Genomic DNA, 16,058 nt, shown 5'->3' with positions numbered 1-16,058 from the left:
CAACAAAAGATGCATTTGATGTGCATCAATATGTCCCACCCTGCCTTGTCGTAGAGTCAATACTCCCTGATGATGATGAGGCCATAATGAGTAATATCAGACTGTGTGTAATCGGCAACGGCATGGTGGGACATCGGCTGATTGAGGAACTGATCGATAAACAGCCCGCCGACACCCTGGAGATTACGGTGTTCTGTGAAGAGCCCCGGGTTGCCTATGACCGCGTCCATCTCTCCTCTTATTTCTCACATCATACCGCTGAGGATTTATCTCTGGTGCGGGAAGGCTTCTACGAAAAACATCAGGTGCGGGTCTTTACCGGGGAACGGGCTGTAAATATCGACCGTCAGCGGAAACAGATCAGCTCCGGGCACGGGCGCATTGTGACTTATGACAAACTGGTGATCGCCACCGGTTCCCGGCCATGGGTCCCCCCCATTGAGGGTAGTGATACTGCGGATTGCTTTGTTTACCGGACGATTGGCGATTTAAATGCTATTGAGACCTGTGCATTACGCAGCAAACGCGGAGTCGTTATCGGTGGCGGACTGCTGGGGCTGGAAGCGGCAGGCGCGCTGAAAAGTCTCGGAATAGAGACTCATGTCGTTGAATTTGCCGATGTCCTGATGGCAGAGCAACTCGACCGCCAGGGTGGCGAACTGCTACGAAAAAAAATCGAACGCCTGGGGGTCAGGGTACATACCGGAAAAAATACCCGGCAGATTATTCAGCAAGGCCAGCAAGCCCGCAAAACACTCTGCTTTGCCGACGGTTCTCAGTTGGAAACCGATTTTATCGTATTCTCAACCGGAATCCGGCCGCAGGATGCGCTCGCCCGTCAGTGCGGACTTGAGGTTGCCGACAGAGGTGGCATAGTGATTAACGATCACTGTCAGACCAGCGATCCGGATATTTATGCCATCGGGGAATGTGCCAGCTGGAACCAGCACATTTACGGGTTGGTTGCCCCGGGCTACCGGATGGCACGGGTCACCGCCGCACAACTGTCAGGCCAGTCAGAAAGCTTCAATGGAGCGGATCTGAGCGCCAAATTAAAGCTATTGGGTGTCGATGTGGGCGGCATTGGCGATGCTCATGGACGCACCCCGGGTTGCCAGAGTTTTGTTTATCTGGACGAGAGCAAAGAAGTCTACAAACGCCTGATTGTCAGCCAGTCCCCCTGTCGCCTGCTCGGCGCCGTTCTGGTGGGAGATACCAGCAGTTACGGTGATTTGCTGCAACTGATGCTCAACAATATCGACTTGCCGGATAATCCCGAACAACTGATTCTGCCGGTTACAGCCGGAAATGCGGCACCGGTGATGGGGGTCGATAAATTACCCGACAGCGCTCAGATATGTTCCTGCTTTGATGTCACTAAAGGGGCGTTAATTAACGCCATTCAGCAAGGATGCCACACCGTTGCAGCACTCAAGGCCGCCACTCATGCCGGAACCGGCTGCGGAGGATGCCTGCCTTTGGTGACTCAGGTACTTAACAGTGAGCTGGCGCGCCAGGGAATAGAAATCAATAACCATCTTTGTGAACACTTCCCCTACTCACGCCAGGAGCTGTTTCACCTGATCCGTGTCGGGCAGATAAAAACTTTTTCCGTATTACTGGAGAAATACGGACAAGGTTACGGCTGCGAAATTTGTAAACCCGCAGCGGCCAGCCTGCTGGCATCTGCCTGGAACGAATATATTCTGCAGCCAGCGCTGGTCCCGCTGCAGGATTCAAATGACAATTTCCTCGCCAATATCCAGAAAGATGGCAGCTATTCAGTGATCCCACGCACCGCCGGCGGAGAAATTACGCCGCAACAACTGCGGGTGCTGGGAGATATTGCCGCTGAATATAGTTTGTACAGCAAAATCACCGGTTCTCAACGGATAGCCCTGTTCGGGGTTCAAAAGGATGACTTACCTGCCATCTGGAACAGGTTGGCTGAAGCCGGTTTTGAAACCGGACATGCCTATGCCAAGGCGCTGCGTATGGCAAAAACCTGTGTCGGAAGCCGCTGGTGTCGCTACGGTGTCGGCGACAGCACCAGTCTGGGGGTATTGCTGGAGAACCGGTATAAAGGGATCCGTACCCCACATAAAATGAAATTCGGTGTTTCAGGATGCACCCGTGAATGTGCCGAAGCACAGAGCAAGGATATTGGCGTGATTGCCAGCGAAAAAGGCTGGAACCTGTATGTGTGTGGTAACGGCGGAATGAAACCCCGGCACGCGGATCTACTGGCGGCTGATCTCGACCAGCAGACGCTGATCCGTTATATCGACCGTTTTATGATGTTTTATCTGCGCACTGCCGATAAATTACAGCGAACCTCGGTGTGGCTGGACAATATGCAAGGCGGTATTGATTACCTGAAACGGGTCATCATTGATGATCAGCTGGAAATTGCACAGCAGTCAGAGGATGAGTTGCAGTTGCTCCGTCAGCAATACCAGTGTGAATGGCAGCAAACAGTCCGGCAACCGGAGATGCAACTGCGTTTCCGGCATTTCATCAACAGCTGCGAACGTGACCCACTGATACAGATGGTCCCGGAAGGCCACCAGCATCGTCCGGCCACCCCCACAGAACGTATTCCGCAAGTGTATGAGGAGGACCCGTCATGAGCCAATGGACCGATATTTGCCTGGCTGAAGATATTCTGCCCGCCACCGGTGTCTGTGCTCTGCTGGAGAATCAGCAAATTGCGGTGTTTCGCCCTGCGAAAGCGCTGTCACTATTTGCCATTAGTAATATTGACCCGTTCTTTCAGGCCAGCGTTCTTAGCCGCGGCATTATTGCTGAGCATAACGGTGAATTGTGGGTCGCCAGCCCGCTGAAAAAACAGCATTTCCGCCTGCGGGATGGCTGGTGTCTGGAAGAGGGAAAATTTTCAGTGGCGGCTTACCCGGTGCGGGTGGTCGATGGCAGAGTTCAGTTGCAGGCAACCGGAATCATTGCGCAGTGCGATAATCCGCCTTCTGAAAGCTAACCGGTAACATTGCACGGCAATCATGATGGCTTATCTGTCTGACAGAAAAACCGGGGTTCAGCCTGCTTTAGCGACAGTCTGTTAAGGCGGCTGATCGCCGGGGCTGGCGAATTTCCCACCCGCCGCGGTATTCCCCGGGAATTATCCGGTGCCTGAGAACAATAGAAAAATAATAAGGCAGCAAATAAACAGAGTTATTCACTGATAGTGCCCGTCGAAATACTGTCCGGGATCAATCAGTCCCCCCTGTCACTCAGGGTAAAATTAACTCACTGGTAACTGATAATTAAAAATATACCCGCAGTTAAAAATGATAATCATTTATTACTGCCGAAATTTACCACCTTTAAAATTCTTATTACCTGATGCAGGTAATGTTATCCACCTACAACACTGGACCAGGCCATGTCGTTAAACAATCATCGTTCCGGGCTTCTGAAACAATGGGAACCGGAAAATCAGCAATTCTGGGAAAATTCCGGAAAAAAGATAGCACAACGTAATCTGTGGATTTCGGTATTTGCGTTATTGCTGTCATTTTGCGTCTGGATGTTATTCAGCGCGGTGTCGATTAATCTGAATAAAGCCGGATTTAATTTTACTACCGATCAATTATTTATGCTCACGGCATTACCGGCTCTGTCGGGCGCTATTCTGCGGGTACCTTACTCGTTTATGGTGCCATTAATAGGTGGTCGTAAGTGGACAGCTATTTCCACTGTAATACTGATTATTCCTTGCCTGTGGTTAGGTATTGCCGTTCAGGATCCCACCACCGGATACAACACCTTTATTATTATTTCTCTGCTGTGTGGTTTTGCCGGGGCCAATTTTGCTTCCAGCATGGGGAATATTAGTTTTTTCTTTCCCAAAGCCCGCCAGGGCAGCGCGTTAGGAATCAACGGGGGCCTGGGGAATCTGGGAGTCAGCGTGATGCAACTGGCGGCCCCGATGGTTCTGGTAGTGCCGCTGTTTGGCCAGATGGCAGGCCAGGGCACTTTGCTGCCGGATGGTTCGGTTTTCTGGCTGTCGAACGCCGCCTGGATTTGGGTGCCGCTGTTGTTAATCGCCACTTTCGCCGCGTGGTTTGGAATGAACGATGTTCCCGGGACACGTATGTCGGTAGCTCAGCAGTTGCCGGTACTTAAACGCGGCCATATGTGGTTGCTCAGCCTGCTGTATCTTACTACTTTCGGTTCATTTATCGGCTTTTCTGCCGGTTTTGCGATGCTGGCTAAAACCCAGTTCCCGGGAGTTGATATCCTGAAACTGGCTTTTTTTGGTCCATTTATCGGCGCTCTGGCCCGTTCCTGCGGCGGGATTATCTCGGATAAATTTGGTGGCGTTCGTGTGACATTCATCAACTACCTGTTCATGGTTATTTTCTGCGGATTACTGTTTATCACTCTGCCGGACGGCACTGCAGGCTCAGGTAATTTTAATGCGTTCTACTGCGTATTTATGGGCTTATTCCTGACTGCCGGTCTGGGTAGCGGTTCGACTTTCCAGATGATCGCGGTGATTTTCCGCCGCCTGACTATCAGCAAATCTCTGGCCGACGGTGCCAGCGAAGCCGAAGCTGGCCAGATAGCGGTCACCGAAACTGCCTCAGCTCTCGGATTTATTTCCGCTATCGGAGCCTTTGGTGGATTTTTTATCCCGAAAGCCTTCGGCACTTCACTGGCACTCACCGGCTCCCCCGTGGGTGCAATGAAACTTTTCCTGATCTTTTACATCGTCTGTTTACTGATAACAGGGCTGGTCTACGGCCGAAAAAAATCAGCCCGCCAATGACTCAACCCTTTACAGGTTGAGAATAAGCAGCGTCTGACAGAACAACAGCGATAAATCAGGTTTTGTAGAGAGAGCAATATGAGCAAATTACTGGATAAACTCCGCTATTTTAAGCAAAAAGAAGGCACCTTCTCGCAGGAACACGGCCAGATGATGAACAGTAACCGTGACTGGGAAGACGGTTACCGGCAACGCTGGCAACATGACAAAATCGTCCGCTCAACCCACGGGGTAAACTGTACCGGCTCCTGTAGCTGGAAAATTTATGTCAAAAACGGTCTGGTTACCTGGGAAACTCAGCAGACAGACTATCCGCGTACCCGCGCAGATTTACCCAACCATGAACCGCGGGGTTGTCCACGAGGAGCCAGCTACTCCTGGTACATCTATAGTGCAAACCGCCTGAAATATCCTCTGGTACGTAAGCAACTTATTCGGCTGTGGCGCGAAGCATTACAGCAGCACAGTGATCCGGTGATGGCCTGGGACAGTATCGTCAACGATGAAGCGAAATCAGCCAGCTATAAACAGGCCCGTGGCCGGGGTGGCTTTGTCAGATCTGACTGGAACGAGCTGAATCAGTTGATTGCTGCAGCCAATATCTGGACCGTTAAAAATTATGGCCCGGACCGCGTTGCTGGCTTTTCCCCCATTCCGGCCATGTCAATGGTCTCTTATGCCGCAGGTACCCGTTATCTGTCGTTGATGGGAGGTACCTGCCTGAGCTTTTATGACTGGTACTGTGATTTGCCCCCCGCCTCGCCGATGACCTGGGGTGAACAGACGGATGTACCGGAATCAGCAGACTGGTATAACTCAGCGTATATCATTGCCTGGGGTTCTAACGTGCCCCAGACACGCACCCCGGATGCTCACTTCTTTACTGAAGTCCGGTACAAAGGTACCAAAACAGTAGCTATCACCCCTGATTATGCCGAAGTCGCCAAGCTTAGCGACCACTGGCTGGCACCCAAACAGGGTACCGATGCAGCACTGGCGATGGCGATGGGCCATGTGATTCTTAAAGAATTTCATATCACGAACCCCAGTGACTATTTCCTGAATTACTGTCGCCGTTATACCGACATGCCAATGCTGGTATTATTGGAGCACACCAGTGAAGGCTATTACCGGCCCGGGCGGCTACTACGTGCCGCCGATCTGCCGGAAAACCTGGGAGAAACCAATAATCCGGACTGGAAAACCGTCGCCTTTAATCAGCAAGGGCAACTGGTTATTCCCAACGGTTCCGCGGGTTTCCGCTGGGGACAGCAGGGAAAATGGAATCTTGAAGCCCGGGCCGCCGATCAGGATCAGGAACTGCGACTGACAATGGCTGACGGTTACGATGATTTATGCGGGGTAGCTTTCCCTTATTTTGGCGGTCAGGAATCTCCGCATTTCCGTCATGTGAAGCAGTCACCCATTCTGATTCATACCCTGCCGGTTCGTCAGATTACCCTGGCCGATGGCCGTCAGGGCCAGGTGGTCAGTGTATATGATCTGACCCTGGCCAATTATGGTGTAGAGCGGGGATTTGGCGATGAACAGTCGGCTGCCAGTTATGATGAGCTGAAAGCCTGCACCCCAGCCTGGGCAGAACAGATTTGTGGTGTTCCGCGCCAGCAGATTATCCGTATCGCCAGGGAATTTGCCGACACCGCCCATAAAACACACGGCCGTTCGATGATTATCGTCGGAGCGGGAATGAACCACTGGTATCACATGGATATGAACTACCGTGGTTTGATGAATATGCTGATTTTCTGCGGCTGCGTTGGCCAAACCGGCGGGGGCTGGGCCCATTATGTGGGTCAGGAAAAACTCCGCCCACAGACCGGCTGGCAACCTCTGGCCTTTGCCCTGGACTGGGCCCGCCCGCCACGCCATATGAACAGCACTTCATTTTTCTATAATCATTCCGGACAGTGGCGCTATGAAAAGCTCACCGTCAAAGAATTGCTTTCGCCGCTGGCTAATCCCGATGAATTTACTGGTCAGCTTATCGATTTTAATGTCCGTGCCGAACGGATGGGATGGCTGCCCTCTTCTCCACAACTGAATACCAATCCGCTGAATATTGCACAGCATGCCAAAACCGCCGGGCTTTCACCGGTAGATTATACCGTGGAGGCGCTGCAAAACGGAAAACTACGCTTTGCCAGTGAACAACCTGATAGCGGCAGCAATCACCCGCGTAACCTGTTTGTCTGGCGTTCCAACCTGCTCGGTTCCTCAGCCAAAGGGCACGAATATATGTTGCGCTATCTGCTGGGTATTGAGCACGGTATCCAGGGCAGCGAAACCGTGGCCGTGCCCGGGATGTCGCCCGAAGAAGTCGACTGGCAGACCAAGGCCCGCGAAGGCAAACTCGATCTGCTGGTCACCCTGGACTTCAGGATGTCCAGTACCTGCCTGTTTTCCGATATTGTCCTGCCGACCGCTACCTGGTATGAGAAAGATGATATGAATACTTCGGACATGCATCCGTTTATTCATCCTCTCTCTGCCGCCGTTGATCCGGTCTGGGAGTCACGCAGCGACTGGGATATCTATAAAGGGATTGCTAAAACATTTTCGGCACTTTGCCCGGGACATCTCGGGGTAGAAAGTGATGTGGTGTTATTACCCATTCAGCATGATTCGCCAGCCGAGCTTGCACAGCCTTATGAGGTGAAACAGTGGCATAAAGGCGAATGCGCACTGCAACCCGGTAAAAACGCCCCGCATATTATGGTGGTGGAACGGGATTATCCGGCACTCAGTGAGCGTTTTGGATCTGTGGGTCCGCTGCTGGAAAAACTGGGAAATGGCGGGAAAGGCATCAGTTGGAACACCGAAAAAGAGGTCGAACTGCTGCGGCAACTGAACCATCGTTGTGATTCCGGAGCCGGGAAAGGTCAGCCACAACTCAATACCGCGATTGATGCCGCTGAAATGATTCTGGCACTAGCCCCGGAAACCAATGGCCAGGTGGCCGTCAAAGCCTGGCAGGCGCTGGGAAAAATCACCGGCCGCGACCATACCCATCTCGCCATGCCAAAACAGGATGAAAAGATCCGTTTCCGGGACATTCAGGCACAACCGCGGAAAATCATTTCCAGCCCTACCTGGTCAGGGCTGGAAGATGAGCATGTGTCTTACAACGCCTGTTATACCAATGTTCATGAACTGATCCCATGGCGAACACTCACCGGCCGTCAGCAGTTATATCAGGATCATCCGTGGATGCGGGCTTTCGGTGAAAGTCTGGTGAGCTACCGGCCACCGGTCAATACCCGCAGCGTTGAACAACTCAGCCATATTCCGTCAAACGGTTATCCGGAAAAAACACTCAACTTTCTGACGCCGCATCAGAAATGGGGAATTCACTCTACCTACAGCGAAAACCTGCTAATGCTGACGCTGTCACGTGGCGGGCCGATTGTCTGGATGAGCGAACAGGATGCACAGGAAATGGGCATTCGGGATAACGACTGGATAGAAGCATTTAACAGCAATGGCGCTCTGACGGCCCGCGCAGTAGTCAGTCAACGCGTACCTGCCGGGATGACCATGATGTATCACGCTCAGGAGCGGATAACCAATATTCCAGGTTCGGAGGTTACCGGCATGCGTGGTGGCATCCATAACTCGGTGACCCGTATCAGCCCGAAACCCACGCATATGATTGGTGGCTATGTTCATCAGTGTTATGGATTCAACTATTACGGCACCGTCGGATCGAACAGAGACGAATTTATCATTGTGCGAAAAATGAAAAATATCAGTTGGCTGGATGATGAAGGCCGCGACCAGATACAGGAGGCGGAGTAATGAAAATACGTTCCCAGGTTGGCATGGTGCTTAACCTTGATAAATGTATTGGCTGTCATACCTGTTCTGTGACCTGCAAAAACGTCTGGACCAGCCGTGAAGGTATGGAATATGCCTGGTTCAATAACGTTGAAAGTAAACCAGGCATCGGTTATCCCGCCGCCTGGGAGGATCAGGAGAAATGGCAGGGCGGCTGGATTCGTAAAATTAATGGCCACATCACCCCGAGGCTGGGGAATAAAGTCGGAGTACTGAGTAAAATTTTCGCCAACCCGGTCGTGCCGGGGATTGATGATTACTACGAACCTTTTACCTTTGATTATCAACATCTGCACAACGCACCGCAGGGTAAACATCAGCCTACTGCCCGTCCGCGTTCCCTGATCAGCGGTCAGCGAATGGATAAGATCTCCTCCGGGCCCAACTGGGAAGAAATACTGGGGGGTGAGTTCGAAAAACGCTCTGCTGACCAGAACTTTGCACAGATGGAAAAGCAGATCTACGGCGAGTTCGAACATACCTTTATGATGTATATGCCGAGGCTGTGTGAGCACTGCCTCAATCCGGCCTGTGTAGCCACCTGTCCGAGCGGCGCAATATATAAACGAGAAGAAGACGGTATCGTCCTGATAGATCAGGACCGTTGCCGTGGCTGGCGTTTATGCATCAGTGGCTGTCCGTATAAAAAAATCTACTTCAACTGGAAAAGCGGAAAATCTGAGAAATGCATTTTCTGTTATCCGCGTATCGAAGCGGGAATGCCGACCGTCTGTTCTGAAACCTGTGTTGGTCGCATTCGTTACCTCGGTGTGCTTCTGTATGACGCAGATAAAATCCTGTCAGCCGCCAGCACCGCCGGTGAGCAGGACTTATACCAGCGCCAGACAGAGGTTTTCCTCGACCCGAACGACCCGCAGGTGATTGCTGAAGCTTTGCAACAGGGCATTCCGCAGAATGTTCTGGAAGCGGCACAAAATTCGCCAGTCTGGAAACTGGCGATGGAATGGAAACTGGCCCTGCCATTGCATCCGGAATACCGTACTCTGCCAATGGTCTGGTACGTACCGCCACTCTCCCCCCTTCAGTCTGCCGCCGAATCCGGAATGCTTGAGTCTGAAGGCGTGCTGCCGGCGGTAGAACAGTTACGGATACCGCTGCGTTATCTTGCCAATATGCTGACGGCCGGTGACACCGCGCCGGTATTGTCTGCACTGAAACGCATGATGGCAATGCGCCATTATAAACGGGCCCAAACCGTTGAAGGCATTACCGATACCCGGGCCTTAGAGGAAACCGGACTGACAGCCGAACAGGCAGAAGAGATGTACCGTTATCTGGCGATAGCCAACTATGAAGACCGTTTTGTCGTGCCTTCCGGCCACCGTGAACTGGCCCGTGACGCATTTCCGGAACGTAACGGCTGTGGTTTTAGTTTTGGCGATGGCTGCCAGGGAAGTGATTCACATTTCAACCTGTTTAACAGTCGCCGTATCGATGCTATTGATGTGTCCGGCAAAACAGGAGACCAGTGATGTCACCGTTAAAACTGATTGCCGTCCTGCTCGAATACCCGTCCCCGGCGTTATGGGAGGCGGCGGATGAAATCATGGTACTGACGGCCGCCGACTGCCCGGATCTCTACCCGTTTGTCCGGAATTATCTGCAGAAACCTCTGCTGGACTGCCAACAGCAGTGGTGTGAGACGTTCGATCGTGGCAGGGCCACGTCATTATTGTTGTTTGAACATGTCCATGCGGAATCCCGTGACCGGGGTCAGGCGATGGTCGACCTTCTGGCACAGTATCGGGCTGCCGGTCTTGAAGCTGACAGCCGTGAGCTACCTGACTACCTGCCCGTCTATCTGGAGTATTTATCGCTCTGTTCTGAAGAAGAAGGCCGACAGGGATTGCGGGATATCGCAGAAATTCTGGCGTTGCTCGGTGGCCGTCTGGCTCAGCGTGACAGTGAATTCCGGGTATTATTCGACACGCTACTCAGCCTGGCAGATAGCCCGTTGCGCAGTAGCAGCGTACTGGAAAAGATTGCCGGTGAATCCCGGGATGATACCCCACAGGCAATGGATGCACTTTGGGAGGAGGAACAGGTGAAATTTATCGAAGATCCGGCGTGTAAGCAGGCGGCTGAACAGCAATACCGGCAGCGATTCAGTCAGCAGGTGACCCCACAATATCTGGATTTATCCGCAGGAGGCCGCAAATGATGAACTGGCTGAATACCTTTCTGTTCGATCTATACCCTTACCTGTGTGGCACGGTGTTTCTGGCGGGTAGCTGGCTTCGTTATGATTATGGCCAGTACAGCTGGCGGGCATCTTCCAGTCAGATGCTGGATAAAAAAGGCATGACTCTGGCTTCGAATCTGTTCCATATTGGTATTCTTGGTATTTTATTCGGCCATCTTTTTGGTCTGCTGACCCCACATTGGGTATATGAGCCATTCCTGTCGATTGCCGCCAAACAGAAACTGGCTATGCTGGCAGGGGGGATTTGCGGAGTCATGACCGTGGTGGGGGGTGGCATGCTGCTGAAACGCCGGCTGTATAATCCGCGTATTCGTGCCACCTCTACCCGTGCCGATATCCTGATCCTCAGTTTATTGCTGATTCAGGCGTGCCTGGGGCTGATAACGATTCTGTTCTCAGCACAGCATATGGACGGAAATGAGATGATGAAACTGGTAGGCTGGGCACAATCCGTAGTAACCTTCCGGGGAAATGCAGCGGCCAGTCTGGAAGGTGTTGCGGTGATTTACCGGATACACCTGGTGCTGGGGATGACACTGTTTTTACTGTTCCCGTTCACCCGGCTGGTACATATCTGGAGTGCGCCGGTTGAGTATCTGACACGGAGATATCAACTGGTACGTTCGCGTCGCTAAGCCGGTGCCGGAAGCTGACCGCAGCTTCTGGCAGGCTCTGCCCGATGCAGCAGGAAGGGATACCGGCTACAGGGTATCCCCCATAAATAGCCGGTATCCCAGATCGATACAGAGTTCAGCCGCCGCCGGGTTACCGTTTTCTTCCAGTCTGTTCAATAGCTGGCGGGTCGCGACCTGGCCGATAGCCAGCCTTGGCGTAATCACACTGGCCAGTTTTTGCTGATTGGCGTGACCGATATCCAGACCATGGAATCCGGCAATCGCGATCTGCTGCGGAACTTCGATTTTCCGGGCCTGACATTCCAGTAAAACCCCCACGGCCAGGTCATCATTGGTACAGAACACCGCATCGGTTTGCGGATACCTCTGCATAATCTGCCCGAACATTTTCTGTCCAAGGGCCATTGACGAGATCTCTTTCGGGACAATATGCCGCCCTGTCATTCCCCGGCGCTGCAGGGCCTGTTGAACACCCCGGTAGCGGCTGATATCCCGCGGATCATCCATCGAGCCCAGAAAAACAATATGCTGTCGCCCACGGGTAATCAGTTGTTCAGTCATATCGCAGGCAGCCTGCTGGTTATCAAAACCCACCTGCAAATCCAGCGCACCAGGACCAATTTCCATCAGTTCAGCCACCGGTACACCGGAGGCACGAATGCTGCCGATCGCAGCGGTACTGTGTTGTCTGCCAGTCAGAATCAGTGCATCAATGTGATATGACAAAAGGGTGATAATTTTTTGCTGTTCGGTCAGAGGATCATAGTCGTTACTGGCAATAATCGTCTGATAATTGTGCTCTTCCGCTACCTGCTTAATGCCTTCGAGCACATCAGCAAAAATCTGATTACGGAATGAGGGAATAATCACTCCCAGTGTCCGGCTGCGGGCCCCGGCTAAAATGTCCGGTAAACGGTTAGGTATGTAGTCATGCTGGCGCATGACTGCATCGATAGCCTGACGGCTGCGTTCAGAAACATTTTCCGGCCCCCGCATGTAACGGCTGACGGTCATTTTGGTCAGACCGGCAAGAGTCGCGATATCCTGCAAAGACATCCTGTTCCGCTTCATCGGGGCCCCTGTTTTTCAGCATCAACGTTGAGTAACGGGGCAGTCTGTCTGTTCCCTGCGGGAACTTTCAGGAAAAATACCAACCCTACCGATACCAGTAATGCAATGGCCATAAAAGTATAAGAGGCTCCCGGGCCGCCGGTCAGACCATTGAGATAACCCACCAGCCAGGCTCCGACAAATGCACCCAATGCACCGCAACAGTTAATTAACCCGATGGAAATACCTGCCACATTTTTTGGCAGTAATTCCGGGATCAGTGCGAAAAACGGTCCATAAGGGGCATACATACAGGCAGCGGCCAGTACCAGTAAGGCATAAGAGCACCAGAATGAGTAGCTCCCCAGCAGCCACGACCCAAAAAAGGTCACTGAAGCTATCAGTAACAGAGGCCAGATAAAGCGCCGACGCAAACCAGTTTTATCTGACAACCACGAAATCACCAGCATGGTAATAATCGCGGCCAGATAAGGCGCGGCGGCCAGCCAGCCTGCCTGGACAATGTTTACCGATCCGGCAGTACGCAGAATTGATGGCATCCACATCATAAAACCATAGACTCCGATGCTCCACAGCGCGTGTAATACACAAAGCACTACTACATTGCGGGAGCGTAAAGCCTGCGGCACATTGCGCATCGGCGGTATAGCCTGCTGCTCTTCGGCCATGGCACTGGCCAGTTGCTGTTTTTCTGCTTCTGTCAGCCAGCTCACCTGTTCCGGTTTATCACGGACAATACACCACCAGAAGATGGCCCAGATTAAGGCAGGAACCCCCTCGAAAATAAACATTTCCCGCCAGCCAAACGCATTAATCAGATATCCGGATACGATAGACATCCATAACACCGTCACCGGATTGCCCAGTACCAGAAAGGTGTTGGCGCGTGATCGTTCCTGGCGGGTAAACCAGTTGCTGATATAGATTAACATTGCCGGCATCACAGCCGCTTCCACCACCCCCAGGATAAAACGGATCACCATCAGCGCCGGAATATTACTGATAAGACCGGTCGCGGCGGCACAAAATCCCCATAACAGCAGACTGGTGAACACCAGTTTACGTACACTACGTTTTACCGCATAGATAGCTCCGGGCACCTGAAAAAAGAAGTAACCGAGGAAGAACAGTGCGCCAATCAGTGAAGAGGTACCCCGGCTGATGCCCAGGTCACTTTCGATACCTGACGCGGCGGCAAAACCATAGTTTGCCCGATCCAGATAAGCCAGGCTGTAGGTAATAAAAATCACCGGCATTAAATACCACCACCGTTTTACCGGCAGTTTTCTGCTGTTATCCATGGAGGAAAATCCTGTGTCGGCCCTGGTGATAGCCGGAGAATAATGCGCAGGGCAAACGTCGTTAACGTCCGCCCTCATGATTTATACCGAGGCCAGCATTCCGCCATCGACGAATAAGACATGACCGTTAACGAAATCCGACGCTGTCGCAGAGAGGAATACAGCAGCGCCCATCAGTTCTTCTGGTTTTCCCCAACGCGCGGCCGGGGTTCTTTGACACAGCCAGTCAGAAAATTGCTTATCGTTGACCAGAGCCGCCGTCATCTCTGAGTCAAAATAGCCAGGAGCAATCGCATTGACCTGAATGTTATAGCGCGCCAGCTCGACGCACATCCCCCGGGTCAGCATTTTTACAGCGCCTTTTGACGCGGCATAAGGAGTAATATTATCGCGCCCTAATTCACTCTGCATTGAGCAAATATTGATAATTTTTCCTCGTTTACGGACCATCATTTTGCGGGCAACCTGCTGTGAAACCAGAAAAACTGATTTCTGATTGACGTCAATAATCCGATCCCACTGTTCTACCGGAAACTCAGTGAAAGGAGCACGATGCTGTATTCCGGCATTGTTGATCAAAATATCCAGCGGACCCGTTTCGGTTTCAATACTGTCGATGGCTGCCGTCACCGCCACGGGGTCGGTAACATCAAAAGCACGGGCACTGGCACGGATACCCAGCGCCTGTAGCTCTGCGACCGCATTTTCACATCGTTGCGGGTCACGGCCATTAATAATGACTTCCGCACCATGCTCTCCCAACCCACGAGCCATCAGTAAACCCAGTCCCTGCGTTGAACCGGTGATCAACGCCCGCCTGCCGGTTAAATCGAATAATTTACTCATCAGATGCTCTCATTTCATTAGCTGTTACGCGTAACTTTAACTGTCATTCACCTTAGCATGAAAGAGGCTGGCTGCGGTTTTTGGTCCTTTATTTATAATGTGTGATCTTTGTCTGATTTATCACCGGTATATTTTCCTGCACAGGGTTAAGCCCTGCTTAGGTCTGGCTCGCCAGACTGTCTGCGCGATGATGTTCATCACCTCAGCAAACCGGTCAAATTTTCCTGACAAGAGTTCCTGTGATAATTTGTGTCAATTCCTGTATATAAAAGTGACAAATAAATCCAGGGACAATGGTTATTTATGCCAGGTATTCTGAGGCTCAAGTTTTTAAATTAGCGTCCAAAAGGCTCCACATAACAACCTGCCAAAACTGTAATATTCTTATTTTTAGATAATTCAACCCTGCCTGCTGGAACGAGGGGTAAATAACTGCCATAATCAAACGATATTATTATTACCAGGGGAGAAATTCTGCTTACCAAATAATCACGTGAGTCGGATGTCATCACAGGCATCATCCGCCAGTGTCTCACGCGTGCACCAATACCAATATCACCGGTAAATGGATTTCACATACAAATCAACATTGTAAATAAAATGTGGTGCTCTATGAATAACAAGGAAGTCATTCGGTCAATTGCTATTATTGATACCTGTAATTATACCTGTATAGCTATTAAAACATTATGCAGATACATTTCTGACAATATATCCGTTCATGAATTCTCTTCTGTCGAAGAGCTACTTAATCATCCCTCTGATGACAGTTTTGAATTCATTTTCTATGACACCCTGACCACCCGTTCGATAGTCATAGATCCGGAAAATGATATTTTCAGAATCAAACAAAGTTTACCCGAATGTAAAGTTTGCCTGCTTTCAGTCCTGCATCAGTTTATGAGTATCAAAAACGCCGATTTCGAGCTGGATAAACGATTATCCCTGGATGACTTCAGTTTTTTCATCCGTATACTTTGCCGTAACAACAGTGAAAAATGTAAAAGAAATTATAGTGTTATCTTTAATAACCGGCTAAATCTCAACAAAGAGCAGGTTTCTCTGTTACGTGCTTATCTGTACAACCTGAACACTAAAAATATTGCAGAACTCCTTAACTGTAATCTGCGCAAAGTCTACTTCTACCGGGAAGGAGCCATAAAAAAAGGCACTGAGCAGAAACAATTCTTTCGTTCAATTGGTCGTTTGATAAATCCCTGAACCGGCCGGCATGGCCCGGGAGTGTGACTTTGTTGGTCCCGGGCCGTAGCCCTGTATTCCCGATGGCGATGAGCGACCGTTGCAAATTTAAGATTTCATTCAGTGACATTCCGGCT

The 16,058-nt window shown here is 51.2% G+C and carries 11 protein-coding genes; 8 read left to right on the top strand and 3 right to left on the bottom strand.

Translation table 11 applies throughout. The features are described 5' to 3' along the window. Nucleotides 1–86: 86 nt before the first annotated feature. From nirB to narI, 7 genes are all read left to right on the top strand, one after another. The gene (gene nirB / locus HA49_RS12625) at nucleotides 87–2,630 is read left to right on the top strand and encodes a nitrite reductase large subunit NirB (RefSeq protein ID WP_038017984.1); all 2,544 of its coding nucleotides are present in this window, start codon (nucleotides 87–89) and stop codon (nucleotides 2,628–2,630) included. Then, on the top strand, nucleotides 2,627–2,995 hold the full coding sequence (gene nirD / locus HA49_RS12620) for a nitrite reductase small subunit NirD (protein ID WP_046791819.1): 369 nt from the start codon (nucleotides 2,627–2,629) through the stop codon (nucleotides 2,993–2,995). Before nirB ends, nirD begins: the two co-directional genes overlap by 4 nt. A 405-nt stretch (nucleotides 2,996–3,400) precedes the next feature. Next, nucleotides 3,401–4,789, top strand: coding sequence for a NarK family nitrate/nitrite MFS transporter (locus HA49_RS12615; RefSeq protein WP_038017981.1), 1,389 nt, complete (start codon nucleotides 3,401–3,403; stop codon nucleotides 4,787–4,789). A gap of 78 nt (nucleotides 4,790–4,867) precedes the next feature. Beyond that, the gene (locus HA49_RS12610) at nucleotides 4,868–8,605 is read left to right on the top strand and encodes a nitrate reductase subunit alpha (RefSeq protein ID WP_038017977.1); all 3,738 of its coding nucleotides are present in this window, start codon (nucleotides 4,868–4,870) and stop codon (nucleotides 8,603–8,605) included. Then, on the top strand, nucleotides 8,605–10,137 hold the full coding sequence (gene narH, locus HA49_RS12605) for a nitrate reductase subunit beta (RefSeq protein WP_038017974.1): 1,533 nt from the start codon (nucleotides 8,605–8,607) through the stop codon (nucleotides 10,135–10,137). Before HA49_RS12610 ends, narH begins: the two co-directional genes overlap by 1 nt. Continuing rightward, nucleotides 10,137–10,826, top strand: coding sequence for a nitrate reductase molybdenum cofactor assembly chaperone (gene narJ / locus HA49_RS12600; protein ID WP_038017972.1), 690 nt, complete (start codon nucleotides 10,137–10,139; stop codon nucleotides 10,824–10,826). The genes narH and narJ overlap by 1 nt, the downstream gene beginning before the upstream one ends. Next, nucleotides 10,826–11,503, top strand: coding sequence for a respiratory nitrate reductase subunit gamma (gene narI / locus HA49_RS12595; protein WP_038019312.1), 678 nt, complete (start codon nucleotides 10,826–10,828; stop codon nucleotides 11,501–11,503). Before narJ ends, narI begins: the two co-directional genes overlap by 1 nt. Nucleotides 11,504–11,569: 66 nt before the next feature. On the opposite strand, the gene HA49_RS12590 is transcribed toward narI, so the two are convergent. The 3 genes from HA49_RS12590 to idnO all read right to left on the bottom strand — a co-directional run bounded on the left by HA49_RS12590 (nucleotide 11,570) and on the right by idnO (nucleotide 14,721). Next, the gene (locus HA49_RS12590) at nucleotides 11,570–12,574 is read right to left on the bottom strand and encodes a substrate-binding domain-containing protein (protein ID WP_038017969.1); all 1,005 of its coding nucleotides are present in this window, start codon (nucleotides 12,572–12,574) and stop codon (nucleotides 11,570–11,572) included. Then, the gene (locus HA49_RS12585; protein WP_038017966.1) at nucleotides 12,571–13,875 is read right to left on the bottom strand and encodes an MFS transporter; all 1,305 of its coding nucleotides are present in this window, start codon (nucleotides 13,873–13,875) and stop codon (nucleotides 12,571–12,573) included. The genes HA49_RS12590 and HA49_RS12585 overlap by 4 nt, the downstream gene beginning before the upstream one ends. Before the next feature lie 81 nt (nucleotides 13,876–13,956). Further along, nucleotides 13,957–14,721, bottom strand: a complete 765-nt coding sequence (gene idnO / locus HA49_RS12580) for a gluconate 5-dehydrogenase (RefSeq protein WP_038017963.1) — start codon at nucleotides 14,719–14,721, stop codon at nucleotides 13,957–13,959. Nucleotides 14,722–15,333: 612 nt separating this feature from the next. Here idnO and HA49_RS12575 point away from each other — a divergent pair. After that, complete coding sequence (locus HA49_RS12575; RefSeq protein WP_038017960.1) at nucleotides 15,334–15,942, top strand: hypothetical protein; 609 nt, start codon at nucleotides 15,334–15,336, stop codon at nucleotides 15,940–15,942. Nucleotides 15,943–16,058 lie beyond the last annotated feature (116 nt).

It is taken from the genome of Tatumella morbirosei, from assembly GCF_000757425.2.
Classification (GTDB): Bacteria; Pseudomonadota; Gammaproteobacteria; order Enterobacterales; family Enterobacteriaceae; genus Tatumella; species Tatumella morbirosei.
The sequence above is the reverse complement of the archived record's forward strand: the minus strand, read 5'-3'. Positions and strand labels throughout refer to the sequence as shown.

Excerpts from the sequence above, each read along its gene's own strand:
- nirB (WP_038017984.1), top strand. The coding sequence starts at position 87 with ATGAGTAATATCAGACTGTGTGTAATCGGCAACGGCATGGTGGGACAT.
- nirD (WP_046791819.1), top strand. The coding sequence starts at position 2,627 with ATGAGCCAATGGACCGATATTTGCCTGGCTGAAGATATTCTGCCCGCC.
- HA49_RS12615 (WP_038017981.1), top strand. The coding sequence starts at position 3,401 with ATGTCGTTAAACAATCATCGTTCCGGGCTTCTGAAACAATGGGAACCG.
- HA49_RS12610 (WP_038017977.1), top strand. The coding sequence starts at position 4,868 with ATGAGCAAATTACTGGATAAACTCCGCTATTTTAAGCAAAAAGAAGGC.
- narH (WP_038017974.1), top strand. The coding sequence starts at position 8,605 with ATGAAAATACGTTCCCAGGTTGGCATGGTGCTTAACCTTGATAAATGT.
- narJ (WP_038017972.1), top strand. The coding sequence starts at position 10,137 with ATGTCACCGTTAAAACTGATTGCCGTCCTGCTCGAATACCCGTCCCCG.
- narI (WP_038019312.1), top strand. The coding sequence starts at position 10,826 with ATGAACTGGCTGAATACCTTTCTGTTCGATCTATACCCTTACCTGTGT.
- HA49_RS12590 (WP_038017969.1), bottom strand. The coding sequence starts at position 12,574 with ATGAAGCGGAACAGGATGTCTTTGCAGGATATCGCGACTCTTGCCGGT.
- HA49_RS12585 (WP_038017966.1), bottom strand. The coding sequence starts at position 13,875 with ATGGATAACAGCAGAAAACTGCCGGTAAAACGGTGGTGGTATTTAATG.
- idnO (WP_038017963.1), bottom strand. The coding sequence starts at position 14,721 with ATGAGTAAATTATTCGATTTAACCGGCAGGCGGGCGTTGATCACCGGT.
- HA49_RS12575 (WP_038017960.1), top strand. The coding sequence starts at position 15,334 with ATGAATAACAAGGAAGTCATTCGGTCAATTGCTATTATTGATACCTGT.